This window comes from Streptomyces cylindrosporus, from assembly GCF_022698165.1.
Classification (GTDB): domain Bacteria; phylum Actinomycetota; class Actinomycetes; order Streptomycetales; family Streptomycetaceae; genus Streptomyces; species Streptomyces cylindrosporus.
Genome location: NZ_JALDAY010000012.1, coordinates 317,609 through 343,051, shown reverse-complemented (window position 1 = coordinate 343,051; position 25,443 = coordinate 317,609). Strand labels below are relative to the sequence as shown.

Here is a 25,443-nt window from a genome sequence, read left to right as displayed (position 1 = left end):
GTCAGCCCCGTACCGCGCCCGCCGTGAGCCCCGACACGAAGTGCTTCTGCAGCAGGACGTACACGACCACCACGGGCGCCGACGCGATCACCACGCCCGCGAACAGCAGCGGGTACCGGGTCAGGAACTCGCCCTGGAAGTTCAACAGGGCCAGGGGCAGCGTCCGTTGGTCTTGGGAGCGGACGAACAGCAGTGGATACAGCAGGTCGTTCCAGTCCATCACGAAGAGGAAGATGGCCGTCGTCGCGAGCGCCGGGCGGGTCAGCGGCAGGGCGATCGAGCGGAACGCCCGCAGCGGGCCGGCGCCGTCCAACTCGGCGGCCTCGTACAGCTCTTCGGGGATGGAGCGCAGGAAGCCGCCGAGGATGAACACGGCCGTGGGGAGGGTCATCGTCGTGTCGACCAGGATCAGGCCGAGGAGGCTGTCGGTGAGGCCGAGGCGGTCGAAGAGGACGTACTGCGGCACGATCGCCGCCTGTGCCGGCACCGCGAGGCCCGCGACGAGGACACCGAACACGATCCAGCCCGCCCGCCCCGGCACCCGCGCGCAGAAGAACGCGGCGAGGCTCGCCACCACCAGCGTCAGCAGCACCGCTCCCGCGGTGACCACCGCGCTGTTGACGAACGCCGTGCCCAGACCGCCCTCGTCCACCGCCTGCCGGTAGTTGTCCAGCGTCGGCGAGGACGGCGGGGACAGCGGCGAGTCGAACAGCTGCGGCAGCGTCTTGAAGGTGCCGAACAGCACCACCAGGAGCGGGAGTACGACGACGGCCACCCCGAGGGTGAGGACAGCGGGCCGCAGGGTCTTCGTCATCAGGCGGTCGCCCTTCGTATCGCCCGCCGCTGCACCCAGGTGAGCAGCGCGATCAGCGCCATGAACACCAGGGACTGGGCGGCCGCGTAGCCGAACTGGTTGTTGGAGAAGGTCGTGTAGACCCGGGTGGACAGGATGTCCAGGGCGGGTCCGGGCGGGTTGCCGCCGAGGCCGAGGACCAGGTCGAAGGCCTTGAAGGACTGGACCGTGGTGTAGGCGAGGACGATCCCGGTCGCGGGGGCCACCAACGGCCAGGTGACGTAACGGAACCGGCTCCAGCGCCCGGCTCCGTCCAGCTCGGCCGCCTCGTACAACTCCCTTGGTATCGCCTGGAGTCCGGCGATGAAGACGACCATCATCTGGCCGGCGTGGAACCACACCTGGGTCAGCGCCAGCCAGAACACGGCCGTGTTCGGGTTGCCGAGATAGACGGACTGCCAGCCGCCCAACCCGACAGCGCGCAGCGCGGAGTTGAGGAGGCCGCCGTCAGGGTCGTACACGAAACGCCACACGAAGGCGACCGAGACGGAGGACAGGACCGTGGGGAGGAAGAAGACGGCCCGGAGGAGGGTGGAGGCCCTGGTCGTGCGGACCAGGTACAGGGCCAGCCCGAGGGCCAGTGCCGTCTGGGCCAGCACGACCACGACCGTCAGCTTCAGGTTGTTCTCGGCCGCGTTCCTGAACGTGTCGTCGGCGGTGGCCAGTCGGGTGAGGTTGTGCAGGCCGACGTTGTGGTAGGTCGCGCTGTAGCCGTCCCAGTCCGTCAGGGCGTACTGGAACGCCTGGAGGGTCGGGTAGGCGAAGAAGAACAGGTAGAGGGCGAGCGCGGGCACCGGGAAGAACCACAGTGCCCGCGCCCGGCGCCCGCTACGACCGCTTCTGGTCGATGACACGCTGGGCCTCCTCGGCCGCCTGCGCCGGCTTCTTCCCTCCTACGACGGCCACGGCCGCGTTCTCGACGGCGGTCCGGATGTCGAGGTTGAGGAACTGGAAGCGGGGGGCGAGCTGGGTCTTCTTCGTCAGCCAGGGGGCGACCGCCTTGAGGTCGGTGTTGGTGTAGTCGACGCCCTCGACAGTGACGTGCTGGCCGGTGCCGTTGGCGTAAGTACCGGCGTTCGCGGGGGCGCTGAGGAACTCCAGGAAGGCGTAGGCGGCCGGCTGGACGTCGGAGGCGCTGTTCACGCCGAGGATGAAGGTGGTGTTGAAGACGCCCTGGTACTTGGCCTTCGCGGCGGTGGTGGTGATGGGGGCGACCAGGTCGAAGGGGAACTTGGCGCCCAGTGCCCGCACTCCCGCCATCTGGAAGGAGCCGACCGCCAGCAGGCCCGCCTTGCCCTCCGCGAACAGCTGCGTGACGGCGTCGGTGGTGGAGCCGGTGGCGCGGGCCTGGAAGTAGGGCGTGAGCTGGGCGTACTGCTTCAGCGTGGTGAGGAACCAGTCGTCGGTCACCTTGTACTCGCCCGACTCGATCTTCGTGAACATGTCGTCGCTGGGCGCGTTGTTCATGACCATCGTGTTGAGCAGCTGGCCCGCGTTGGCCGTGTCGCCGCCCGGCCAGGCGATCGGGGTGTAGCCCTTGGACTTGAGGTCGTCGAGGAGCTGGAGGGTGGAGTCCCAGTCCGTCGGCGCGCTGGTGTGGCCCGCCTTGTCGAGGGCGTCGGTGTTGGCGAGCGGCATGTTGAAGACGAGCTGGTACGGAAGGCCGTACTGAACCCCCTTCTGCGCGCCGGGAGTTATCAGGCTCGCCTGATACTTGGCTATGACGTCCGTGCCGGTGAGCGGGCTGTAGACCCCGGCCTTGACGATCTGCTCGAACTGCGCGCCCCGGAAGGCGGTGAACAGGTCGCCGGTCTTGGAGCCCTGGATGCGGCGCAGGGCGGTGGTCTGGTAGTCGGCGGACGGGGAGATGTCCTGCTCGACGCCCGCGTCCGGGTACTTCTTCACGAACGCCTTGATCAGCTGGGCGATGACCGCCTTGTCCTCGGCCCGCCAGTGCGCGAAGGAGACCGTGCCCTTCACGGTGCCGGAGGTGGCGAGGGCGGAGCTCTTGGCGCCGGACGCGGTGGACCCGCCGCCCGGTCCGGCGCAGGCGGCGAGGCCGAGACCGAGGCCGGAGGCGGCGAAGAGACGGAGGGCGGTCCTTCGATCGAGGCTTCTGTCGAGCGTGCGGGACATGAGGGGTCTCCCTTTCGGACGTTTCAGAGGGCGGTGGTGGCGAGCTGGCGAGAGAGCAGCGGCCGGACGCACTCGCCGAACCGGATCGCCTCCTCCAGGTGCGGCTGGCCGGACAGGATGAAGTGCTCGATGCCGAGGGCGGCGTACTCCTCGATGCGCTCGGCGACCTGCTCGTGGCTGCCGACGAGGGCGGTGCCGGCGCCGGGCCGGACCAGGCCGAAGCCGGCCCACAGGTTGGGGTGGATCTCCAGCCGGTCGGTGCGGCCCCCGCTCAGCGCGGCCATCGCCCGCTGGCCGGTGGACTCCGAGCGGCTGAACCGCTCGTGGGCGGCCTTGATCGCCGCCGGGTCGAGGCTGTCCAGGATGCGGTCGGCCTCCGCCCACGCCTCGGCGGCGGTGTCCCGGCTGATGACGTGCAGCCGGATGCCGTACGACAGCTCCCGGCCCTCGGCGGCGGCCAGGTCCCGCACGCGGGCGATCTTCTTCTCGACGGCGGCCGGGGGCTCGCCCCAGGTGAGATACGTGTCCGCATGGCGGGCGGCGACCGGGAGGGCGGCCTCGGAGGAGCCGCCGAAGAAGACCGGCGGGCGGGTCAGCGGGGGCCTGCGCAGGCGTCCGCCGGCGACCCGGTAGTGGGCGCCCTCGAAGTCGTACGACTCCCCCGACCAAGCCCGGTGGAGCAGTTCGAGGAACTCTCCGGTACGGGCGTAACGGTCGTCCTTGGCCAGGAAGTCGCCGTAGGCGCGCTGCTCGTCGGCGTCGGAGCCGGTGACGATGTTGAGCAACAGCCGTCCGCCGGACAGCCGTTGGTAGGTGGCCGTCATCTGGGCGGCGAGCGGCGGGGCGATCACGCCAGGGCGGAACGCGACCAGGAACCTCAGCCTGCTGGTCTGCGGGATCAGGGCGGCCGTGGTCAGCCAGGAGTCCTCGCAGTCGCTGCCGGTCGGGGTCAGCACGGCCTCGAATCCGGCCGACTCGGCGGCGCGGGCGACCTGGGCGAGGTAGTCGAGCGTGGGCGGGCGGGCGGTGGAGCGGGACTGGAGCGAGTCTCGGGCGGTCACGCCGACCACGCTGCGGTCGTCGCCGGTGGTGGGCAGGAACCAGTGCAGACGCACGGTCATGGGGGTCTCCGGGTCTCCAGAAGGAGCAGGTGCAACGTTGAATCACGCCGAGGACAGCGGGTCAGGGGCGTTGGAGAGAAGGGGAAAAGGCGCCGAAAAGCCGAAAAGGGGCGCGTGGGGTCAGCTACACAGCGACGCGGCGACCCTGAGCAGGTCGACGTGCGCGCGCTTCACGAGCTCGACACCGGAATCCATGGGGCCGGACTATACACACCGGAAGTGACACGCGAGATGGGAGTCTCGCAGCGTGGACAGCGGGATTGTTGCGGCCGTGTTGCACGCGGTTTGACCGCGGTGACGGGAGCGTGGACGGCCGTTGCGAGCTCATGGCGGGCGTGCGGCAGGGCTTCCGGCGGCTGGTTACCGGCGCGTAGAACGCCGTGTCGTGAAGATCAGACACGGTGCCCTCCTGCTGGCCCTGCTCCTCGGCCTGCTGCTCCCCGCCCCCGCCCGGGCGGCCACGCAACCCGACCCCATCGTCTTCGTGCACGGCTACTCGGCCCCCACCTCGGTCTGGGACGAGTGGATCGCCGACTTCGAGGCCGACGGTTACGCGGCCGACCGCCTGTTCACCTTCGACTACGACAGCACGCGGTCCAACGCGACGACGGCGGCCGAACTCGCCGACTACGTACGGTCCGTGAGAGCCGAGACGGGCGCCGACAAGGTCGACCTGGTCACCCACTCCATGGGCTCCCTCAACAGCCGCTACTACCTGAAGTTCCTCGGCGGCACCCAGTACGTCGACCGCTATGTCTCGCTGGCCGGCCCCAACCACGGCACCAGCACCGCCCTGCTCTGCGCCTGGCTCTACACCTCGTGCTCCGAGATGGTGGCCGGCAGCGACTTCCTCACCGCGCTCAACGCAGGGGACGAAACCCCGGGCGGGACGGCCTACTTCACCTTCCGCTCGACCTGCGACCAGTACATCAACCCCGACGACAGCACGGTGCTGGCGGGCGCGGTGAACGCCACGTCCGGGTGCCGGACGCACAGTGACATGAACGACGACTACGACGTGTACGTGCAGGTGCGGGACGTGCTGGGGTAGGTCGGGTGTGGCTCCGGTGCGCCTGGCTGGTGTGCGGCGCACCGGAGTCGAGGCCGTCACGGCCGCAGCGCGGGCTCCCGCTCCACGTCACGGACGTCCAGCTTCGTATCGTACGTACGCGCCCTTCGAACCCTTACGAAGTTCCGGGGCGGCTCGTAGCCGTACCGGACGTACTTCTTCTCGATGTACGGGAATTGACATCCTCCCCCTCAAAGAGGGGGATTCCAACCCAGGCGGGCTGAGGTTCACGGGCGTTCGAACGGCTCGTGGCCGCCGTCACCCCTCCGGCACCGGCTATACGCCGGGGGCGGGGGATCCCGCCCTGTCCTGCCGCGACATTGACGCTCGCGTTCTCATCGGCGTTACAGGTGAACCCGCAGGACACGCAGACGAAGTCGGCTTGACTCTTGCGCGACCTCTTCTCGATCCATCCGCAGGCGCTGCACCGGAGAGATGTATAAGGCGCGGGGACATCCTCGACCCGGCCGGGAGCCTTGTGCCCCGTTCGCTGCCGGAGCAGGCCCCAGCCCTGGGCAAGGATCGCCCGGTTCAGTCCGGCCTTCTGCCGGACGCCTCGGCCTGGCTGCTCGACAGTTCCCCTGGCCGCGCGGGTCATGTTCTTGATGTTCAGCTTCTCGAACCGCACAAGATCACAGGTGCGGGCGAGCATCGTCGAGCTCTTCTCACACCAGTCTTTGCGTCGGTTCACCTCGCGGGCTTTGAGCTTGGCGGCCTTGGTGTACTCAGCCGTCTTCCGCTCGCTGCCCTTGGGGGCGCGGGCCGCGCGACGTTGGTGCTTGCGGATCTGGGCGCGTTCTTTGACAGTGAGCTGCGGGCAGTTCAGCTTCCGTCCGTCGGAGAGCGCCGCCGTGATGGCAACGCCCCGGTCGATGCCGATGACCGCGCCCGTACCCGGCGCGGGAACCGGCTCGGGGACGACGGCGAACGCCGCGTGCCACTGGTTGTTACGAAAGGTGACCCGGAACGTCTTCGCCTCAGGCAGCTCCGCGCCCTTGCCCTTCGCGCTGAGGCGGAGGCGGACCCAGCCGCAGCCAGGTACTTTCACCTGAGCCCACCGGCGGTTCAGCCTCTGCACCACGACCGAGCGGCCCATGACCCGCCTGCCGGTCTTCGCGTTCACCAGCGGCGCACCGTCCGCGTGGTACTCAGGCACCCGGTCGGTGCCGATGACCCTGAAGCCCTCGTGCCGGTGCTTCCTGCGCCAGGTCGGCTCACCGAACCCAGAGGCGAAACGGGCACTCTTGGCCTTCGCGAAGTCCTTGAGCGCCTGCTGCTGCACATCCGCGTTCCCGGCGGCCAGCCACTCGTTGTCGCGCCGGGCCTCGGTGAGCTGGCGGCACTGCTCTGCGAAACCGGGCGCCGCCTTCCGGCCCGGCTGCCAGTACCCATGCTGCTCGACAGCGAGGTTCCACACGTACCTCGCGTGGGCGCAGTGCAGCAGCATCCGCCGCTCCTGCTCGTCCGTGGGGTACATCCGAAACCGTGTCATACCCGCGAATCTAGATCGCACGTTCCCCGGACATGCACACTATCGATCATCATCACCCGTACGAGTGATCACACTTCGCCGGACACCATCTGCGAGTGTGCGTGCCCGCCTCATGCCTGTGAGTCAGCAGAGGATCCAGCCGGAGCTCACCTTGCCCGAGCCCACCGAGCCCTTGATCCACACGCAGCGGTGTCCGGCGTGCACGGTGATCGGGCCGGCGTGGTGGCTGTAGCGGCCCTTGTCGACGACCGGGCGGTTGCCGCGGGCCTGGACGCTGACCGACATGGGGCGCTTGGCGGTGGAGGAGTGCTTGGGGAAGGTGACGGCGCAGACGTATCCGTTGGCCTTGTAGACGTGCACGGTGCCGGTGGAGAACGGCAGGTCCTTCACCTTGCGTCCGGGGCAGTACGAGTCGGCCGCCTGCGCGCTGCCCGGCGCGGCGAGCGCGAGCAGCCCGGAGGCGGTGAGCACGGCCGTGCCGAGCGCGATCCGGCGTCGTATCGCAACACTGTCCACTGTCGTCCCTCCCGTGCAGCCGTCAGAAAGCGTACGGCTGTACGGACGCACGACGTATGTCGGACGGTTGCACGCCGGTCAGCGGGAGGCCCCGACCGGCTCCTCCGTGTCCGGCGCCCCCACGAAGGTCCGCCACAGCTCGGCGTACCGCCCGTCCAGGGCCAGCAGCTCGTCGTGCGTGCCGTCCTCCACGACCCGCCCGTGGTCCATGACGACGACCCGGTCGGCGCGGGCCGCGGTGGTCAGGCGGTGGGCTACGACGAGGGTGGTGCGGCGGCCGGTCAGGCGGTCCGTGGCCTGGTTGACCTGGGCCTCCGTGGCCAGGTCGAGGGCGGCCGTCGCCTCGTCCAGGAGGAGGATGTCGGGGTCGACCAGTTCGGCGCGGGCGAGGGCGATGAGCTGGCGCTGGCCCGCGGAGAGGTTGCGGCCGCGCTCGGCGACCTCGTGGAGGTAGCCGCCGTCGAGGGTCGCGATCATCTCGTGCGCGCCGACCGCGCGGGCCGCCGCCTCGACCTCGGCGTCGGTCGCGTCCGGGCGGCCGTAGGCGATGGCGTCGCGGACGGTGCCCTGGAAGAGGTACGCCTCCTGCGGGACGACGCCGAGCCGGTGGCGGTACGAGGTGATGTCGAGGGCGCGGAGGTCGGTGCCGTCGACCGTGACCCGGCCGCCGGTCGGGTCGTAGAACCGCGCGACCAGCTTCACGAGCGTGGACTTTCCGGCGCCGGTCTCGCCGACGAACGCCACCGTCTGCCCGGCCGGGATCCGCAACTCGATGCCGCCCAGCGCCTCTTCGCCGTCCCCGTACGCGAAGTGCACGTCCTCGAAGGCCACTTCGCCCCGCAGGGAGAGCACTTCGAGGGGCTCGTCCGCGGCCTTGGTGGAGGTCGGCTCCTGGAGGAGTTCCTGGATGCGGCCGAGGGAGACCGTGGCCTGCTGGTAGCCGTCGAAGACCTGGGAGAGCTGCTGGACCGGCGCGAAGAACAGGTCGATGTAGAGGAGGTAGGCGACCAGCGCGCCGGTGGTGAGCGTGGCGTCGTCGACCCGGCCCGCGCCCGCGATCAGCACGGCCGCGGCGGCCACCGACGACAGCAGCTGCACGAACGGGAAGTAGACCGAGATCAGCCACTGACCCCGGATGCGCGCCTTGCGGTAGCTGTCGCTGCGCTCCGCGAACCGCGCCCCGCCGTCCCGCTCGCGCCGGAACGCCTGCACGATCCTCAGGCCGGACACCGACTCCTGGAGGTCGGCGTTGACCAACGACACGCGCTCACGGGCGAGTTCGTACGCCTTCACGCTCGCCCGGCGGAAGAAGAACGTGCCGACGACCAGCGGCGGCAGCGTCGCGAAGACGACCAGCGCCAGCTGCACGTCGATCACCAGCAGCGCGACCATGATGCCGAAGAAGGTGACGACCGAGACGAACGCGGTGACCAGACCGGTCTGGAGGAAGGTGGAGAGGGCGTCGACGTCCGTCGTCATCCTCGTCATGATCCGGCCGGTCAACTCCCGCTCGTAGTAGTCGAGTCCGAGCCGCTGGAGCTGCGCGAAGATCTTCAGGCGGAGCGAGTACAGCACCCTCTCGCCGGTCCGCCCGGTCATCCGGGTCTCGCCGATCTGCGCCGCCCACTGCACCACCACCGCGAGCAGCCCGAGCAGCGCCGCCGCCCAGACCGCGCCGAGCGCCATCGCGGTGACGCCCTTGTCGATGCCGTGCCTGATCAGGACGGGCAGGAGCAGCCCCATGCCGGCGTCCACGGCGACCAGCCCGAGGCTGACGAGCAGGGGGAGCCCGAAGCCTCGTAGCAGCCGGGTCAGTCCGTACGACTCCTCGGGCCGCACCGCCCGCGCCTCGTCGATGTCCGGGGTGTCGGTCGCCGGGGGCAACGCGTCGACCTGGGCGAGGAGTTCGGGCGTGGCCGGCATGCCCTCCATCGCGGTGTCCCGGGGGACGCGCTCGCCCGCCCACAGCCGCGGGGTGATGCCGCGCTCGGCGTCGAACTCGGCGTCCAGCTCGTCCCGTACGGAGGTGTCCTCCTGGGGGCACGCGGGCTGGGTGTGGCCGGGCGAGACTCCGCCGAGTTCGTCGGGGTCGGTGAGCAGGCGGCGGTAGAGGGGCGAGCGCTGCTGGAGCTCCTCGTGGGTGCCGATGTCGGCGAGACGGCCGGCGTCGAGGACGGCGATGCGGTCGGCGAGGTTGAGGGTGGAGCGGCGGTGGGCGATGAGGAGGGTCGTGCGGCCCCGCATGACCTGCTTGAGGGCCTCGTGGATCTCGTGCTCGACGCGGGCGTCCACGGCGGAGGTCGCGTCGTCGAGGACGAGGAGCCGCGGGTCGGTGAGGATCGCGCGGGCCAGGGCGACGCGCTGGCGCTGGCCGCCGGAGAGGGTGAGGCCGTGTTCGCCGACCTTGGTGTCGTAGCCGTCCGGGAGCTCCGCGATGAAGCGGTCGGCCTGGGCGGCGCGGGCGGCCTGCCGGATCCCCTCCTCGGTCGCGTCGGGACGGCCGTACGCGATGTTGTTGCGCACCGTGTCGGAGAAGAGGAAGGAGTCCTCGGGGACCAGGCCGATCGCGGCCCTCAGCGAGTCGAGGGTCAGCTCGCGGACGTCGTGGCCACCGACGAGGACGGCGCCGTGGGTGACGTCGTAGAAGCGGGGCAGCAACAGGGACACGGTCGACTTGCCGGAGCCGGAGGAGCCGACGACCGCGAGGGTCTCACCCGGGCGGATCTCGAAGCTGAGCCCGTCGAGGACGGGGCGTCCGTCGTCGTATGCGAAGGACACGTCGTCGAACTCGACGGTCGCGGGGGCGTCGGCGGGAAGCTCCTTGGTCCCGTCCGTCATCGAGGGCTCGGTGTCGATGAGCTCCAGGACCCGCTCGGTGCCGGCGCGGGCCTGCTGGCCGACCGTGAGGACCATGGCGAGCATGCGGACCGGGCCGACGAGCTGGGCGAGATAGGTGGAGAAGGCGACGAAGGTGCCGAGGGTGATGTGCCCGCGGACGGCGAGCCAGCCGCCGAGGGCGAGCATGGCGACCTGGCCGAGCGCGGGGACGGCCTGGAGGGCCGGGGTGTACGTGCTGTTCAGGCGGATGGTGCGCAGCCGCCCGGCGAAGAGCCTGCGCCCGACCTCCCTGAGCTTCCCGGTCTCCTGGTCCTCCTGCCCGAACCCCTTCACCACGCGTACGCCGCTGACGGCGCCGTCGACCACGCCCGCGACGGCGGCGGCCTGGGCCTGGGCGTACCAGGTGGCGGGGTGCAGCCGGGAGCGGCTGCGCTTGGCGATCCACCACAGGGCGGGGGCGACGGCGAGGGCGACCAGGGTGAGCGGCAGCGACAGCCAGGCCATGATCACGAGGGAGATCAGGAAGAGCAGGAGGTTCCCGATGGTCATCGGGAGCATGAAGAGGAGGCCCTGGATCAGCTGGAGGTCGCTGGTGGCGCGGCCGACGACCTGGCCGGTGGACAGCTCGTCCTGGCGGCGCCCGTCGAGCCGGGTGATCGTCTCGAACATCTCGGTCCGCAGGTCGTGCTGGACGTCGAGGGCGAGACGGCCGCCGTAGTAGCGGCGGATGTAGGTCAGGACGTAGACGACGACGGCGGCGGCCAGCAGCAGCCCCGCCCAGGGGGCCATGTCCCGGCTGTGATCGCCGATGACGTCGTCGATGATCACCTTGGTGACCAGCGGGACCAGCGCCATGACGGCCATACCGCCGAGCGAGGAGCCGAGGGCGAGGAGGACGTCCTTGGGATACCGCCAGGCGTATCCCGCCAGCCGTCGCGCCCATCCCCGTTGCACTGCCACGCCGGTGCCTTCCGTCAGTACTCCTGATCTACCGGAAGGCACCAACACCCACGGCACCGGATTTCATCCCTCCGCAACACTCGGGGCCGCTGCCGGGAAGCGGATCATGATCTCCAGGCCGCCGTCGGGGTTGGCGGTCGCCGTGATCCGGCCGTGGTGGGCGAGCACCACCGCCCGGACGATGGAGAGCCCGAGCCCGGCGCCGTCGTCGCTGGTGGAGCGGCTGTCGTCGCCGCGGACGAAGGGGTGCAGCAGACGGTCGACGCGCTCGGCGGGGACGATCGGGCCGGTGTTGGCCACCCGGAGGAAGCTGCCGTCCGCGGCCTGGCCGGTGGTCACCGTGATCCGGCCCCCGGGATGGTTGTGCCGGACCGCGTTGGTGATCAGGTTGGCGGTCATGCGTTCCAGGAGGACCGGGTCACCGCGCAGGGGCGCCGGGCGCAGGTCCTGGCGTGCCGTGAGGCGTTTCGCGCCCAGCCCGGCGGCGGCGCCCGCGAGTGCGCCGGCGGTGACCGTGGCGAGGTCCACCGCGCGGGTCTCGCCCAGGCCGGCCTGGCTGTGGGCCAGCGCGAACAGGCCGTCCAGGGTGCGGTGGCCGCGGTCGGCGGCGGCCCGGACGTCCTCGGCCATGGCCAGCAGCTCGGCCCGGTCCGGCGCGCCGTCGAGGGTCACGTCGATCGCCGTGCGCATGGTGGCGAGCGGGGTGCGCAGCTCATGCGCGGCGTTGGCGGTGAACAGCCGCTGGCCCTCCAGCGCCCGGTCGCGTTCGGCGATGCCTCGCTGGATCCGGTCGAGCATCCCGTTGACGGTCTCGGCCAGGGCCGCCAGCTCGTCGCGGGCCGGGCTCACCGGTACCCGGTCGGACAGGTTCTCCGCGGACAGCCGTCGGGCGGTGGCGGAGATCGTGCGGATCGGCCGCAGTATCCGGCCCGCCAGCAGCCGGCCGAGCAGGACGGCCAGCAGGGTCACCGCGGCCAGGGCGATCCACTCCTGGCGCACCAGGGTGGCCAGGGTGTCGTCGCGGACCTGTCTGGCCAGCTCCGACGGGTCCAGCGGCGGGGGCGGACCGGCGCTGCCCGGTGCGGTGGCGTACTGCATGACGATCTTGTGCTCGCCCAGGCTCCGGCGGGTCAGGAGATAGGTGAAGAGGCTGAGCAGCGCTCCGGTGGTGAGCACCAGCGCGGCACACAGCAGGGTGAGCCGGCTGCGCGCGGTCAGGCGGAGGGATCTCACCGTGTCACGCCCGCAGCCGGTAGCCCGCGCCCGTCACGGTGTCGATCAGCGGCGGGTCGCCGAGCTTGCGGCGCAGGGTGCCGACGGTGATCCGGACCGCGTTGGTGAACGGATCCGCGTGCTCGTCCCACACCTTCTCCAGCAGGGTCTCCGCGCTCACCACCGCACCGCCGGCCGACAGCAGCTGGGTGAGCACGCCGAACTCCTTGGGCGCCAGGGACAGCGGCCGGCCCGCGCGTTCGGCGGTGAGCCGCGCGGGGTCGAGGGTGAGGTCGGCGGCCCGCAGCACCGGCGGCCGGGCGGGGGCGCTGCGCCGCGCCAACGCGTGCACCCGGGCGACGAGTTCGGAGAACGCGAACGGCTTGCCGAGATAGTCGTCGGCACCGAGGAGCAGCCCGTCGACCCGGTCCTCGACCGCGCCGAAGGCGGTGAGCATCAGGATGCGGGTGACGCCCCGGCCCGCCAGCCGACGGCACACCGTGTCGCCGTGCACCACCGGCAGGCTCCGGTCGAGGACCACGACGTCGTACGAGTTGACCTCGCTCTTCTCCAGCGCCGCCCCGCCGTCCAGGGCGAGGTCGACGGCGAAGCCGTGCTTGCGCAGACCAGCCGCGATGTAGCCGGCCAGGGGCTGTTCGTCCTCCACCAAGAGCACCCTCATGGGCCCGGATTATCGCCACCGGGACCTATGGATCACATATGGCCGGACGAACGATCACGCATAGGAGCGGCCCGGTAGACCTGCCGTCGGTCCCCCCAACGGCGAAAGGAATCAACCATGTTGGCCCGACCCTCCCGGCGTTCGGTGATCGGCGCGCTCGGCGTCGCCTCGGCCGGCCTCGCCCTCCCCGCCACGGCCTCGGCCGACGAGCGCCCCCTCCCGGTGCCCTCGGGTCTCCTGCCCGGCGGCAGGTTCGACGCGTACGTGGCGGCCAAGGCGGCCGCCGACGAGTTCTCCGGCTCGCTGCTGCTGACCCGCGACGGCCGGACCGTGCTGAGCCGCTCCTACGGCATGGCCGACAGGCAGCGCGCCGTCCCGAACGGGCCGGACACGCTCTTCGCGCTGGCGTCGGTGACGAAGCTGTTCACCGCGCTCGCCGTCCACCGACTGGCCCAGCAGCGGAAGATCACCTACGGCGCCCGGCTCGGCACCTACCTCGACGGCTTCCCCTCCTCCGTCGCGGAGAACGTCACCGTCCACCATCTCCTCACCCACACCTCGGGGTTCGGCGACGTGCACATGCTGCCGGGCTACGAGGACGCCGAGGCCCGCTGGACCACCCCCGAGCAGACCATGAAGGGCCTCACGGACCTCATACGCCACTCCGAGCCCGGCTTCGAGCCGGGCGCGGGATGGGGTTACAGCAATTCCGGTTACGTCCTGCTCGGCGCGATCGTCGAGGCGGTGACCGGGATGTCGTACTACGACTACGTGCGCGAGTACGTCTTCGCCGCGGCCGGGATGACCCGGACGCGCTTCCTCACCAGACCGCAGTGGGAGGCCGACCGGCGCATCGCGCACCCCTACTACCCGGACGAGCAGGGCAGTTGGACCGACGGGGTGTCCGAGGCCCGGTACATCGTGGGGGATCCGGCCGGGGACGCGTTCACGACCTGCGCGGATCTCGACCGCTTCGGGCGGCTGCTGTGGCGGGGGAAGCTCCTCGACCCGGGCTGGACACCCCTGATGCTGAGCGGGAAGGTGCCGCTGCCCCCGGCGCCCTCGGCCCCGACCGGCGACGGCACCGGCGTCCCCGCGCAGGCCCTGTTCCAGTGCTACGGCCCCGTCGGGGCGCTCGTCTCGGGGCAGTGGACGTTCAGCCACGGCGGGGGCAGCACCCTCGGCGTCTCGACCTCGGTCGAGGTGTTCCCGGAGACCGGCTGGGGCGTGGTGGTGCTCTCCAACCACGCGGGCGCCGTCGTACCGGACATCGCGAGCCTCGCGCGGAAGCTGATCACGGCCGGGCGGTGAGGGCCACGCCCGGCCGGCCGGTGTCGGCGGATCAGTGGCCCGGCTTGACCGTGAGGTAGTAGAAGCGCGTGGTCTGGGCCGTGTTCTGGTTGTCGTCGCTGACCAGGAGGACCTTGAAGCGGTCCTTGTCGTGGCCCGTGACGACCATGCCCTCGATGTTGTCGAGGAGGGGGTTGGGCTGGGGCTGCTTGGCGGTGGCGCCGAGGGACGGGCAGGTCGCGATGTCCGTGAGCAGGGTCTTCTTGATCAGGCGGACGCCTGCCTGGCCGGTGAGGTTCTCGATGCCGCTGGTGTCCGTCGCGTGGCGCGGGTCGGCCAGGAAGAGCCGGACGGTGTTGCCGACGCCGGAGGTGAAGCCGCGCTCCAGGACGAGCAGCCTGCCGTCGGGGAGGGCCTGCACCTCGGGGACGCCGAGGATGGCCTCGTCGGTGCGGTAGGCGTACTGGGCGCCGAGCCGCCAGTGGTCGCCCTTGGTGCGGTTCCAGGTCTGGAAGCGGACGATGCCGGTGGAGTCGCCGGAGATCGCGTACTCCATCGACGCGAGCAGCGTGCGGCCGCCGGGGAGCAGGGTCAGGCCCTCGAAGGTCTGGTTCGTCGTGGCCCGCCCGGCGGGGGCGACGAGCAGCGAGGACGGGACCGGGAGCCGGTCGAGGATCTTGCCGTCGGCGCTGTAGCGGCGGATCGACGGCTCGGTCTCGGAGGTGATCAGCCGGGTGCCGTCCCGGTCGATGACCAGGCCCTCGCTGTCGAGCGCGGCGCCGTTCTCGTCGGCGAGCTGTACGACCCGCTTCGGCGCGAGCGTCTTCGCGTCCAGGTCGAACAGGGACGACCTGTCCTCCAGGGCCGCGAGCGAGCCGTCCTTGTCCACGGCGAGCGCGGAGAAGTTGCCGACGAAGGTGCCGTCGTACGTCGTCTTGTCGAGCGCGTCGGAGAAGCGGTCGATGGAGACGGACGGCGAACAGGCGTGGGCGGCCGACGAGTTGGTGCCGGTGTCGGCGTCGGCGGTGGCGGTCCCGGCGGCGGACAGACAGGTGGCCGCCGCCAGGGCCACGGTGGCGGTCGCGAGTACGGTTCTCAGGCGCATGGGCGTCACCGTAGGGCGGGTCGGTGACGGACGGGAGACCGCCGCGTGAAGCGTCAGCTTGCGGCCAGATCCTTGTGAATTGCCTTTGCGACGCCCTGGATGGTCGTAATGCCGTAGTTCATGGTGCTGTTGTCCCAGGTGAGCACCGTGATCATGTAGTCGTGGCCGCCGCCGGTGAAGGTGCCGACGCTGTGCACCCGCCAGCCGTGCGTGGAGCGCTGGAGCCAGCCGTTCTTGACGTGCCAGGTGACCCCGGACGGGCGGCCGTACGGGGTGCCCCAGCGCTGGGACGAGATGACCTGGCCCATCAGCTTGAGGATGTAGGCGCGGGAGTTGTCGCTCAGCACCGAGTTCTTCGCGGTGATCAGCTTGAGCAGCTTCTGCTCGTCGGTGACGTTGATCTGGGTCAGACCCCAGTAGCCGTTGGCGCCGGGGACGGTCTTCGTCATGCCGGCCGCGCTCAGGAAGCCCTTGATCTTCGTCAGGCCGAGCTGCTTCCAGAGCTTGCTGGTCGCGTCGTTGTCCGACTTGGTGATCATGGCCTTGGCGCGGGCGGCCTCGGTGTCGGTGAGGTAGCGGTTGTGCTTCTTCGCGTCCCACAGGAGGGTCGCGAGCACGGTCACCTTCACGACGCTCGCGGAGTCGTAGGAGTTGGTGGCCCGCAGCGAGCAAGTGGTGCTGGTGGAGCGGTCGTAGAGGCCGACCGCGACCGTCCCCTTGCGGCCCGCCAGCGCGGCCGTGATGTCCTTCTGCAGCTTGGTGGCGAGGGCCGCCTTGGAGGACGTACAGCTGACGGTGGGGGTGGCAGCGGCGGCGGGCGCGGCGGCGGCCACGCCGGGTATGAGCACGCCGAGGCCGAGAGCCCCGGTGGCGAGCGCTCTGGCACGTCTGGTGGATCTCCCGTGAGTCATACCCCTGTTGACACACAAGTTCGGGTGAATGGTTGTACGTATCGGCGGACCCGTTGGGCAAAGGCTGCCCAAGGCGTTACCGCCCCCTTTGCCAATTCACAGCCAGGAGCCAGGTTCGGCACAGCGCGCACCCACGCCCCCTTTGCACGATGCGGTCGTGACGTCTGCCACCGATCCCCACCCCCACGCCCCGACCGTGTCCGCCGACTGGCCGCCGCCCACCCCACCGGCGGCGCCACCGGACAAGGCACCCCGCTGGTCGCTGCCCGCCCTGATCGCGATCCTGGTCCTGGCGGCGGTCCTGTACGCCTGGAACCTCTCCGGCTCCAGCCTGAACACCTTCTACAGCGGAGCCATCTGGGCCGGCACGAAGAGCTGGAAGGCCTGGTTCTTCGGCTCGCTGGACCCGGGCAACTTCATGACCGTCGACAAACCGCCGTTCGCGACGATGGTGATGAGCCTGTCGGCGCGGATCTTCGGCTTCGGCACCTGGCAGATGATGCTGCCGCAGGTGCTGGCCGGCCTCGGCGCGATCTGGATCCTGCACGCGTCCGTGAAGCGGGTGTGGGGCCACGGCGCGGCGGCCGTCGCCGCGCTGGTGTTCGCGCTGACCCCGATCACCGTCGCCATCAACCGCGACAACAACCCCGACACCATCCTGGTGTTCCTCATGGTCGCGGGCGCGGCGCTCGCGCTGCGCGCCACCCGTGACGAGAAGCTGCTGCCGCTGCTCGGCTCGGCCGCCTGCTTCGGCCTCGCCTTCAACACCAAGCTGCTGGCGGGCTGGATCGCCCTCCCGGCCGTCTTCGCGCTCTACCTGTACGCCTCGAAGGCCCCGTGGGTGAAGCGCGCCGTCAACCTGCTGCTGGCCGCGGTGGTCCTGGCCGTCTTCAGCTTCTGGTGGGCGCTCGCGGTCTCCCTGGTGCCCGCCTCCGACCGCCCGTACATCGGCGGCTCCACGGACGGCACCGCCTGGGACCTGATCATGGGTTACGACGGCCTCGGCCGCGTCTTCGGCGGCGAGGGCAACGGCGGCGGCGGCGGAGGCGGCGGGGGCGGCGGCTTCTCCGGCACCGCGGGCCTGGGCCGGATGTTCAACGACATCCTCGGCGGCCAGATCTCCTGGCTGCTGCCCTTCTCCGCGATCGCCCTGATCGGCGGCCTGGTGCTGTGCGGGCGCGCCCCGCGCACCGACCTCAGGCGCATGGGCCTGGTCCTGTGGGGCGGCTGGACCCTCCTGCACTACGTGATCTTCGCGACCGCGCAGGGCACCATGCACCCGTACTACACGACCGCGCTCGCCCCGGGCATCGCGGCGCTGTGCGGCGGCGGTGGCGTGATGCTGCTGGACGCGTTCCGCCGCGACAAGCGGTGGGCGTGGGTGCTGCCGGTCGCCTTCGGTGTCACCGGCATCTGGGCGATCGTGCTGCTGCGCCGGGCCTCCGGCTGGAACACCTGGCTGTGGCCGGCGATCGCCGTGGTCATGGCGCTCGCGATCGCGGGCCTGCTGGTCTTCCGCTCGGGCAACAGGGCGCGCCTGCTCACCGTGTCCGTCGCCGCGGCGGCCGTGGCGGCCCTCGCGGGCCCGACGGCGTACGCCGCCTCGCCCGCCTTCGGTTCCTCGACCGGCGGCGGAATGGGCGGCTCGAACCCGACGGCGGGCCCCTCGACGGGCGGCGGCTTCGGCGGCGGACCCGGCGGTGGCGGCAACCGGGGCGGTTTCCCGGGCGGCGGCGAGATGCCGGGCGGCACCCAGAACAACCAGGCGGGCGGCCAGGCCGAGGGCGGCTTCCCCGGCGGCGGTCAGAACGGTGAGCTTCCGGGCGGCGGTCAGATGATGCCGGGCGGCGGGAACGGCGAGCTGCCCCAGGGCGGCAACGGCCAGGCTCCGGGCGGCACCGGCGAAGCCGGCGGTACGGCACCGGGCGGCACCGGCGAGACGGGCGCGGGCGGCACGGCCCCGGGCGGCGGCACGGCTCCCGGCGGTGGTACGACCGGTCAGCGCGGCGGCTTCGGCGGCGGTGGCGGGATGGGCGGCGGCGCGTCCAGCGAGCTCATCGCGTACCTGAAGAAGCACCAGGACGGCGCCAAGTGGCTGCTGGCGGTGTCCAATTCGCAGAGTGCCGCGCAGATCGAGCTGAGCGCGCAGGAGCCGGTCATCTCCATGTGGGGCTTCACCGGCTCCGACAACGGGATGACGGTCGCCAAGCTCAAGGAGATCGTGAAGAAGGGCGAGCTGCACTACATCCAGATCAGCAGCGGCGGCATGGGCGGCGGTATGGGCGGCAACAACCAGCTCGCCACCGCGGTCGCCAACTGGGTGAAGGCGCACGGCACGGCGGTCAAGGAGAGCGCGTACAGCAAGAGTTCGACGTCGGGCTCGACGTCGAGTACGACCTCGACCTCCACCACCGCGTCGATCTACCGCCTGGACCCGTCGGACGTCAGCTGACGCACACAGGCACGACAGCACCACGGCCTGACAACGGCCCCCGACCACACGGTCGGGGGCCGTTTTTAACGTTCCGTTAACCACCGAGACCTCATGTCCATGTCACTCTCCCTCTTGCCGCCTCCATTCAACCCGCGTAGATGGGACAACCTTTATGCTGGCGACAGGCATACGCCGCTGGAAGTCGGTGGCCCTGGCCACCGCCGCCGTACTGGTCGGGCTGGCCGCCCCGGCCGTGACAGCGACCCCGGCCGCCGCGACGACGACCGCGTACGACTCGACGTACTACAAGAACGCGATCGGCAAGACGGGCACCAGCCTCAAGTCCTCCCTGCACACGATCATCAGCTCGGGGGTGTCGAAGCTGTCGTACTCGGCGCTCTGGGACGCGCTGAAGGTCACCGACCAGGACCCGAACAACAGCAGCAACGTGATCCTGCTCTACTCGGGCATCTCCCGCAGCAAGTCGCTCAACGGCGGTGACAGCGGCGACTGGAACCGCGAGCACGTGTGGGCGATCTCGCACGGCGACCTCACCACCTCGACCGGGCCGGGCACCGACCTGCACCACATCCGCCCGGAGGACGTCGCGGTCAACGCCAAGCGCGGCAACCTCGACTTCGACGAGGGCGGCTCCACCTTCACCAACAGCGGCGGCAGCAAGGTCGACTCGGACTCCTTCGAGCCGCGCGACGCCGTCAAGGGCGATGTCGCCCGCATGATCCTCTACATGGCCGTCCGCTACGAGGGCGACGACGGCTTCGCGGACCTGGAGCCCGACGACAAGGTCGCCAACGGCTCGACTCCCTACATCGGCAAGCTCTCGGTCCTGAAGCAGTGGAACGACGAGGACCCGCCGGACTCCTTCGAGGAGAACCGCAACAACGTCATCTACAACACCTACCAGCACAACCGCAACCCGTTCATCGACCACCCGGAGTGGGTGGACGCGATCTGGTAGGCGACGCGCCGCGGGCGCAACTGGGCGGCAGGACCGCTCAGTTGCGTCTGAAGCACACTGTGTAGGCGATGTCCGGGAACGCGCCGGAGCGCCAGGTGGTCCAGCCGTTGGATCCGCAGTAGGCGGTGTCGTCGTATGCGGACACACGGCCGGTGACCACCACGTTGGCGACACCGCACGAGGCCGCCTGGAAGCTGTGCCGCTGCCCGGAGCCGGTCATCAGCAGGCAGGATCCGACCGGGGCGCGGCCGGCGGCGTCGGGGAAGTTCATCGAGAGACAGTGCACGACGTTCAACTGGCTCCACTTGGTCGTGCTCTTGATGCTCTCCTCGACATTGGCGTACGCCTGGCAGCGGGACGGGTCGTCCGTACCGGTGAGCCGTGCCTTCACGGTGAAGTTGCCCGTGGCGCAGGACTGCTGGTACCAGGCGCTGCCCGCCGAGTTGGGGCCGAAGACGCACTCGCCGGCCTGCGCGTGGTAGGCGCTGGTGGCCTTGTAGGAGAGGCAGAGCACCCGGTCGTAGTAGGCGTTGCCCACGGTGTAGTCGCTGTCCGGGGTTCCGGAGCACTCTCCGGTGTCCGAGGTGTCGTCGAACGCCCGCACCACCTTGAAGTCCCCACCCGAGCAGCCGACCTTCCGCAGCACGGGCTTCTCGTACGTGCCCTCGTTGGCGACGCAGTCGCCCGCACCCGTCGTCTCCCAGAAACTCGTCGGACTGGGACTCGGCGTCGGTGTGTCCTCGGGTTCGGTCGTCGGATCGTCCGGGGTCGTCGGATCCGGTTCCGGTGCGGTGTACGAGGATGTGTCCACCGTCGGCCGGGTGGAGCCGGAGCTCTTGTCGTCGTCGCCCGAGCCGGCGTCGGCGAAGTGGACCGGCAGCCAGATCAGCAGCACCAGGCAGACCAGGGCGAGCAGGGCGCCGAGCGCTCCCCGGGGCACCTGCGGGGTGGGTGGCGTCGGGGGCGGTGGCGTGCCGGGACCGCCGGGACCGGGTGGCTGGGGCGGTGGCGGGGTGACGGGCGACCGTTTGACGGCCTCGGTCTGCATGAGGCGGCGCAGCGCCTGGTTGCGGGCGTGGATGCCGGGTGCGGCCTTCTCGACGGGCAGATAGGCGCCGGGCTTGAGCGGGCCGGTGGCCGCCGCGCAGATCTCCACCACCCCTGCGGCGGTGGGCCGTTGGTCGGGGTCCTTGGCCAGGCACTGCCGGACGAGGTCCCGGACCTCCTCGTCCAGGGCGTCGAGATCGGGTTCCTCGTGCGCGATGAGGTTGATGACCCCGAGCGGGTCCTCGGCCGCGAAGGCGTCCTTGCCGGTGGCCAGGTGGTAGATCGTGGCGCCCAGCGTGAAGATGTCCGACTTGACGGTGACCGGCTGCCGTCCCGTCGCCTGCTCCGGGGACCGGTAGGCCGGGGTGCCCAGCTGCGTGTTCGTGTGGGTCATCCGGGTGGCCGTGACGGACTTGGCGATCCCGTAGTCGATGACCTTGGGCCCGGTCTCGTCCAGCATGACGTTGGCGGGTTTCAGGTCGCGGTGGACGGCGCCGACCGCGTGGATGTCACCGAGGCCCCGGGCCATCCCCGAGGCGATCAGCATCACGTCGCGGGCGGGCAGCGGACCGGCTTCCCTGACCAGTTCGAGCAGCGACGGCCCGCACACGTAGGCGGCGGCGAGCCAGGGCGGGTCGGACCAGGGATCGGCGGCCACCAGTTGCGCGACATGGTTGCCGCGCACCCGCTGGGCGATGTCGACCTCGCGGGCGAAGCGTTTCGCGAACTCCGGGTCCTGGGCCAGGTCGTCGTGCAGGACCTTGACGGCGAGCGGCTGCCCACCGGGCGTGAACGCCAGGAAGACGCGGCCGGCCCCGCCCTCGCCCAGGCGTGCCTTGAGGAGGTACGGGCCGACCTTGCGGGGGTCGGTGTGCTTCAGCGGCTCGAAGCGGAACTCGTCGGCGGCCCGCACCGCGGCCTGGCCGCGCACGAACAGGAACTGGTCCGGCTGCCCGCTGTAGTGCAGGTCCGGCATCGGCGGAATGCTCACGTCCGGCAGGCTCGTGCCGCGCAGCCGGCCGCGGACGTCGGCGTGGAGGTCGGCCACGGTCGCCCCGAGCGAGTCCTCGGCGTGCGCCTCCCGGACCGCTTCCGCCAGGAACTTGGTGAAGTAGGTCAGGCCGCCGGCCTTCTCCTCGAAGTACGTCTTCTGGGTGTGCTTGCAGGCGGTCCAGATGTAGGTGCCGGCGCCGCGCGTCGGGGTGGAGCCGTCGGCGTGGCCGGTGAGGCCGGCGGCGGGTTCGGCGTAGCGGGTGGCGATGCCGGCGCAGCAGCAGTCGAGGACGAAGATCTTCATGCGGGCGTTGCTGCGCTCCAGCAGCTCGCGCACCTCACGGAAGCGGAGCGAGGTCAGGGCCCGCTGCGAGGGCTCCTCGCTGGTGTCGGTGAGGGCGAGCCCGAGGTCGTGACGCCCGCTGTTGCTCATCAGCAGCTGGCCGTGGCCGACGTAGTAGAACAGCAGCACGTCGTCGACGTCGTCGATCAGCTTGGCGATGTCCCGCAGGACCTTGCTGCTGTCGCGCCGGTCCGCGAAGGAGCTGATGCGCTTCGCGGGCCACTCGGCGGGCCCGGTCAGTACCCGGCGCATCTCCTCCAGACTCTTGAGCGCCGCCGGCATGGGGCTGCGGTCCTGGAATCCGGCCGTGTACTTCGAGGTGCCCAGCAGGATGGCGCGCGACCGGCCGAAGTCGATGTCGTCACGCCGGGTCATCCGGGGCCTCCGCCGGCGCCTCCAGTGCCCTGGCGACCTCCATGACCTCGCGGAGCTTGGCCTCGGCGTTGCGCCCGTTCACCCGGATGCGCCGCCCGTCGACCTCCACCTCGATCTCGGTGGTCTGGGCGCCGATCCACAGCTGCAGCGCGGTCACCGCGGCGACGATCGGCCCGCCCGCGGCACACACCACCGACAGGAAGTCCCACACGGTGCCCTGGCTGTTGCGCTCGGGCGGCGGCTCCACGACCGTCACCTCGACGCCGGCATGCCCGCCCATCCACTCGCGCAGACCGTCCAGCTGCCCGACGCCGTTCACGTAGACGCGTAATTCGACTGTCATGCTCAGTAGCAACTTCCCCCGTAGATGCGCACCGAGACTAGATCGTCACGGGGCGTCAGTCCAGGGCGCCGTCAGTCGAGATGCGTAGGCGCGAACATCCGCAGCACCGCCGGGAGTACGACCACCGAGGGGCCCGGAGCGGCGAGCGCCTTGGCCAGGTCCGTCTCCAGGGTCTTCGGGGTCGTCCGCACCCCCGGCACCCCGAAGGACTCGGCCAGGGCCACATAGTCCGGCCGCGTCAGCTCCGTTGCCGTCGGCTCGCCGAACGCGTCCGTCATGTACTCGCGGAGGATGCCGTAGCCGCCGTCGTCGACGATCAGCCAGGTGACGTTCAGGGCGTACTGGCGGGCCGTCGCCAGTTCGGCGATGGAGTAGAGGGCGCCGCCGTCGCCGGAGACCGCGAGCACCGGGCGGGTCGGGTCCGCCGCCGCCGCGCCGAGCGCCGCCGGGAAGCCGTAGCCGAGGCCGCCCGCGCCCTGCGCGGAGTGCAGCAGGTTGGGGCCCTTGGCGTCGAAGGCGGACCAGGCCCAGTAGGCGAGGATCGTCATGTCCCAGAAGGACGGGGAGTCGGCCGGCAGGGCCCGGCGGACCGACCTCAACACGTCCTGTTCCAGGGTGAGTTCCTGGGCGGCGATGCGGTCGGCGACCTTCGCGAGCAGCGCGCTCACCCGGTCGGCGGCGGTCGGGTCCTCGCGCTCGGAAACCGTCTCCAGCAGGGCCTGCAAGGCCAGGCGCGCGTCCGCGTGGATCCCCAGCGCCGGATGGTTCGACTCCAGCTTGCCGAGGTCCGCCTCGATCTGGACGACCCGGCCGCGCGGCTTGAACGTGTGGTAGTTCGAGGAGAGTTCGCCCAGGCCCGAGCCGACGACCAGCAGTACGTCGGCGTCCTCCAGGAAGTCCGTCGTGTGCCGGTCCTCGATCCAGGACTGCATGGACAGCGGATGCTCCCACGGGAACGCGCCCTTGCCGCCCGGTGTCGTCACCACCGGCGCCCGCAGCACCTCCGCCAGCCGGCGCAGCTTGCCGCTCGCGTCCGCCCGTACCACTCCCCCGCCCGCGATGATCGCCGGACGGGCGGCACGCGAGAGCAAGTCGGCTGCCACGGCGGTGAGTTCGGGGCGCGGGGGCAGGTCTTCGGGGAGGGCATCGCCGCCCGTGACCACGGGGATCGCGGTCTCGGACAAGAGGACGTCCTGCGGGATCTCCACCCACACCGGGCCGTGCGGGGCCGTCAGCGCCGACTTCCAGGCCGCCGCGATCGCGGACGGGATCTGGGACTGGGTGCGGACCGTGTGGACCGACTTCACCACGCCCCGGAAGGACGCGGCCTGGTCCGGGAGTTCGTGGAGGTAGCCGTGGCGGCCGCCGCCCAGGCCCAGGGTCGGGATCTGGCTGCTGATGGCGAGGACGGGGGCGGAGGCGGCGGCCGCCTCCTGCAGCGCGGCCAGCGAGGTCAGCGCGCCCGGGCCGGTCGAGAGGAGCAGCGGGGCCGCCTCGCCGGTGACCCGGCCGTACGCGTCCGCCGCGAACCCCGCGTTGTTCTCCACCCGCAGGCCGATGTACCGCAGGGAGGAGCGGCGCAGGGCGTCGAACATGCCGAGGGCGTGCTGGCCGGGCAGGCCGAAGACCGTGGTCGCGCCGAGCCCGGCCAGGGTCTCCACGACCAGGTCTCCGCCGTTGCGGCCGGGAGGAGGGTTCAGGGCGGCGGAGATCTGCGCCTCCGTCGGGCGGAGCTCCAGGTCGTGGTCGTGGGTCACTGCGCAGCCTTCTCCTGAGCCCTCGCCGCGGCGATCTGGCGGGTCATGATCGTGGTCAGTTCGTACGCCGTGTGGGACGCGGCCACCGACGTGATCTCGGCGTGATCGTACGCGGGCGCCACCTCGACGACGTCGGCCGATACGAGGTTGCACCCCGCCAGGCCGCGCAGGATCTCCAGCAGCTCGCGCGACGTCATGCCGCCCGCCTCCGGCGTGCCCGTGCCGGGCGCGTGGGCCGGGTCCAGGCAGTCGATGTCGATGGAGATGTAGAGGGGGCGGTCGCCGATGCGCTGCCGCAGCTGGTCGGCGACCTCGTCGGCGCCGCGGCGGTAGATGTCCGCCGAGGTGACGATGCCGAAGCCCATCTTCTCGTCGTCGGTGAGGTCCTGCTTGCCGTAGAGCGGGCCGCGGGTGCCGACGTGGGAGAGGGCCGAGGTGTCCAGGATCCCTTCCTCGACCGCGCGCCGGAACGGGGTGCCGTGGGTGTACTCCGCGCCGAAGTACGTGTCCCAGGTGTCGAGATGGGCGTCGAAGTGGAGCAGCGCGACCGGGCCGTGCTTCTTCGCGACGGACCTGAGCAGCGGCAGGGCGATGGTGTGGTCGCCGCCGAGGGTCATCAACCGGGCGCCGGTGCCGAGCAGTTCGTCGGCGGCCGCCTCGACCGTCTCGACGGCCTCGTTGATGTTGAACGGGTTCACGGCGATGTCCCCGCCGTCCGCGACCTGCGCGAGGGCGAACGGGGACGCGTCCTGCGCCGGGTTGTAGGGCCGCAGCAGCCGGGACGCCTCGCGGATCGCGTTGCCGCCGAAGCGGGCGCCCGGCCGGTACGAGACGCCCGAGTCGAACGGCACGCCCACGACGGCGACGTCGGCGCGGCCGACCTCGTCGAGGCGGGGCAGCCGGGCGAAGGTCGCGGGTCCGGCGTACCGCGGGACGCGGGAGGAGTCGACGGGGCCGCGGGGCGTCTCGTTGCTGCTCATGGTGGAG

The 25,443-nt window shown here is 71.0% G+C and carries 21 protein-coding genes; 4 read left to right on the top strand and 17 right to left on the bottom strand.

Features of this window, described 5'->3' with window-relative positions; genetic code table 11:
- Position 1 precedes the first annotated feature (1 nt).
- From MQP27_RS36590 to MQP27_RS51780, 5 genes are all read right to left on the bottom strand, one after another.
- Positions 2 to 814, bottom strand: a complete 813-nt coding sequence (locus tag MQP27_RS36590) for a carbohydrate ABC transporter permease (RefSeq protein WP_242773347.1) — start codon at positions 812 to 814, stop codon at positions 2 to 4.
- Positions 814 to 1,707 carry a carbohydrate ABC transporter permease gene (locus MQP27_RS36585; protein ID WP_242773345.1) on the bottom strand — a complete coding sequence of 298 codons (894 nt, stop codon included), beginning with the start codon at positions 1,705 to 1,707 and terminating at the stop codon, positions 814 to 816. The genes MQP27_RS36590 and MQP27_RS36585 overlap by 1 nt, the downstream gene beginning before the upstream one ends.
- Positions 1,682 to 2,989: an ABC transporter substrate-binding protein gene (locus MQP27_RS36580; protein WP_242773343.1), complete on the bottom strand. Its 1,308-nt coding sequence runs from the start codon at positions 2,987 to 2,989 to the stop codon at positions 1,682 to 1,684. Before MQP27_RS36580 ends, MQP27_RS36585 begins: the two co-directional genes overlap by 26 nt.
- Positions 2,990 to 3,012: 23 nt before the next feature.
- Positions 3,013 to 4,110: an LLM class flavin-dependent oxidoreductase gene (locus tag MQP27_RS36575; RefSeq protein ID WP_242773342.1), complete on the bottom strand. Its 1,098-nt coding sequence runs from the start codon at positions 4,108 to 4,110 to the stop codon at positions 3,013 to 3,015.
- A gap of 120 nt (positions 4,111 to 4,230) precedes the next feature.
- Positions 4,231 to 4,305 (bottom strand): putative leader peptide, encoded by a 75-nt coding sequence (locus MQP27_RS51780; RefSeq protein WP_372511412.1) that lies wholly within the window; start codon positions 4,303 to 4,305, stop codon positions 4,231 to 4,233.
- A gap of 190 nt (positions 4,306 to 4,495) precedes the next feature.
- Here MQP27_RS51780 and MQP27_RS36570 point away from each other — a divergent pair, with 190 nt between their 5' ends.
- A complete protein-coding gene (locus MQP27_RS36570; RefSeq protein ID WP_242773339.1) occupies positions 4,496 to 5,161 on the top strand; it encodes an esterase/lipase family protein in 666 nt (221 codons plus the stop codon).
- Positions 5,162 to 5,217: 56 nt separating this feature from the next.
- Here MQP27_RS36570 and MQP27_RS51775 read toward each other — a convergent pair whose 3' ends face one another.
- From MQP27_RS51775 to MQP27_RS36545, 6 genes are all read right to left on the bottom strand, one after another.
- Positions 5,218 to 5,346, bottom strand: a complete 129-nt coding sequence (locus MQP27_RS51775) for a hypothetical protein (RefSeq protein ID WP_372511411.1) — start codon at positions 5,344 to 5,346, stop codon at positions 5,218 to 5,220.
- Positions 5,295 to 6,626 carry an RNA-guided endonuclease InsQ/TnpB family protein gene (locus tag MQP27_RS36565; RefSeq protein ID WP_242773337.1) on the bottom strand — a complete coding sequence of 444 codons (1,332 nt, stop codon included), beginning with the start codon at positions 6,624 to 6,626 and terminating at the stop codon, positions 5,295 to 5,297. The genes MQP27_RS51775 and MQP27_RS36565 overlap by 52 nt, the downstream gene beginning before the upstream one ends.
- A 168-nt stretch (positions 6,627 to 6,794) precedes the next feature.
- Positions 6,795 to 7,187, bottom strand: coding sequence for a hypothetical protein (locus tag MQP27_RS36560; protein WP_242773334.1), 393 nt, complete (start codon positions 7,185 to 7,187; stop codon positions 6,795 to 6,797).
- A gap of 78 nt (positions 7,188 to 7,265) precedes the next feature.
- Positions 7,266 to 10,985 (bottom strand): ABC transporter ATP-binding protein, encoded by a 3,720-nt coding sequence (locus tag MQP27_RS36555; protein WP_242773331.1) that lies wholly within the window; start codon positions 10,983 to 10,985, stop codon positions 7,266 to 7,268.
- A gap of 63 nt (positions 10,986 to 11,048) precedes the next feature.
- Positions 11,049 to 12,218: a sensor histidine kinase gene (locus MQP27_RS36550; protein ID WP_242773329.1), complete on the bottom strand. Its 1,170-nt coding sequence runs from the start codon at positions 12,216 to 12,218 to the stop codon at positions 11,049 to 11,051.
- A gap of 4 nt (positions 12,219 to 12,222) precedes the next feature.
- Complete coding sequence (locus MQP27_RS36545) at positions 12,223 to 12,879, bottom strand: response regulator transcription factor (RefSeq protein WP_242773327.1); 657 nt, start codon at positions 12,877 to 12,879, stop codon at positions 12,223 to 12,225.
- Between the two features lie 117 nt (positions 12,880 to 12,996).
- Between MQP27_RS36545 and MQP27_RS36540 the strand changes: the two genes are divergently transcribed.
- Complete coding sequence (locus MQP27_RS36540) at positions 12,997 to 14,190, top strand: serine hydrolase domain-containing protein (protein WP_242773325.1); 1,194 nt, start codon at positions 12,997 to 12,999, stop codon at positions 14,188 to 14,190.
- A 31-nt stretch (positions 14,191 to 14,221) separates the two neighbouring features.
- Here the strand turns inward: MQP27_RS36540 and MQP27_RS36535 are convergent, their stop codons facing one another.
- Positions 14,222 to 15,274 (bottom strand): esterase-like activity of phytase family protein, encoded by a 1,053-nt coding sequence (locus tag MQP27_RS36535; protein ID WP_242773323.1) that lies wholly within the window; start codon positions 15,272 to 15,274, stop codon positions 14,222 to 14,224.
- 53 nt (positions 15,275 to 15,327) lie between these two features.
- Positions 15,328 to 16,185 (bottom strand): serine hydrolase, encoded by an 858-nt coding sequence (locus MQP27_RS36530; RefSeq protein ID WP_242773321.1) that lies wholly within the window; start codon positions 16,183 to 16,185, stop codon positions 15,328 to 15,330.
- 157 nt (positions 16,186 to 16,342) lie between these two features.
- On the opposite strand from MQP27_RS36530, the gene MQP27_RS36525 reads away from it, so the two are divergent.
- Both MQP27_RS36525 and MQP27_RS36520 read left to right on the top strand, forming a co-directional pair.
- Positions 16,343 to 18,637: an ArnT family glycosyltransferase gene (locus MQP27_RS36525; protein WP_242773319.1), complete on the top strand. Its 2,295-nt coding sequence runs from the start codon at positions 16,343 to 16,345 to the stop codon at positions 18,635 to 18,637.
- Between the two features lie 154 nt (positions 18,638 to 18,791).
- Positions 18,792 to 19,598 carry an endonuclease I family protein gene (locus MQP27_RS36520; protein WP_242773318.1) on the top strand — a complete coding sequence of 269 codons (807 nt, stop codon included), beginning with the start codon at positions 18,792 to 18,794 and terminating at the stop codon, positions 19,596 to 19,598.
- A 37-nt stretch (positions 19,599 to 19,635) separates the two neighbouring features.
- On the opposite strand, the gene MQP27_RS36515 is transcribed toward MQP27_RS36520, so the two are convergent.
- From MQP27_RS36515 to speB, 4 genes are all read right to left on the bottom strand, one after another.
- Positions 19,636 to 22,356: a caspase, EACC1-associated type gene (locus MQP27_RS36515; RefSeq protein WP_242773317.1), complete on the bottom strand. Its 2,721-nt coding sequence runs from the start codon at positions 22,354 to 22,356 to the stop codon at positions 19,636 to 19,638.
- Positions 22,343 to 22,699: an effector-associated constant component EACC1 gene (locus tag MQP27_RS36510; RefSeq protein ID WP_242773316.1), complete on the bottom strand. Its 357-nt coding sequence runs from the start codon at positions 22,697 to 22,699 to the stop codon at positions 22,343 to 22,345. The genes MQP27_RS36515 and MQP27_RS36510 overlap by 14 nt, the downstream gene beginning before the upstream one ends.
- A gap of 71 nt (positions 22,700 to 22,770) precedes the next feature.
- Positions 22,771 to 24,456 carry a thiamine pyrophosphate-binding protein gene (locus tag MQP27_RS36505; protein WP_242773315.1) on the bottom strand — a complete coding sequence of 562 codons (1,686 nt, stop codon included), beginning with the start codon at positions 24,454 to 24,456 and terminating at the stop codon, positions 22,771 to 22,773.
- Positions 24,453 to 25,436: an agmatinase gene (gene speB, locus MQP27_RS36500; protein WP_242773313.1), complete on the bottom strand. Its 984-nt coding sequence runs from the start codon at positions 25,434 to 25,436 to the stop codon at positions 24,453 to 24,455. The genes MQP27_RS36505 and speB overlap by 4 nt, the downstream gene beginning before the upstream one ends.
- Between the last annotated feature and the right edge of the window lie 7 nt (positions 25,437 to 25,443).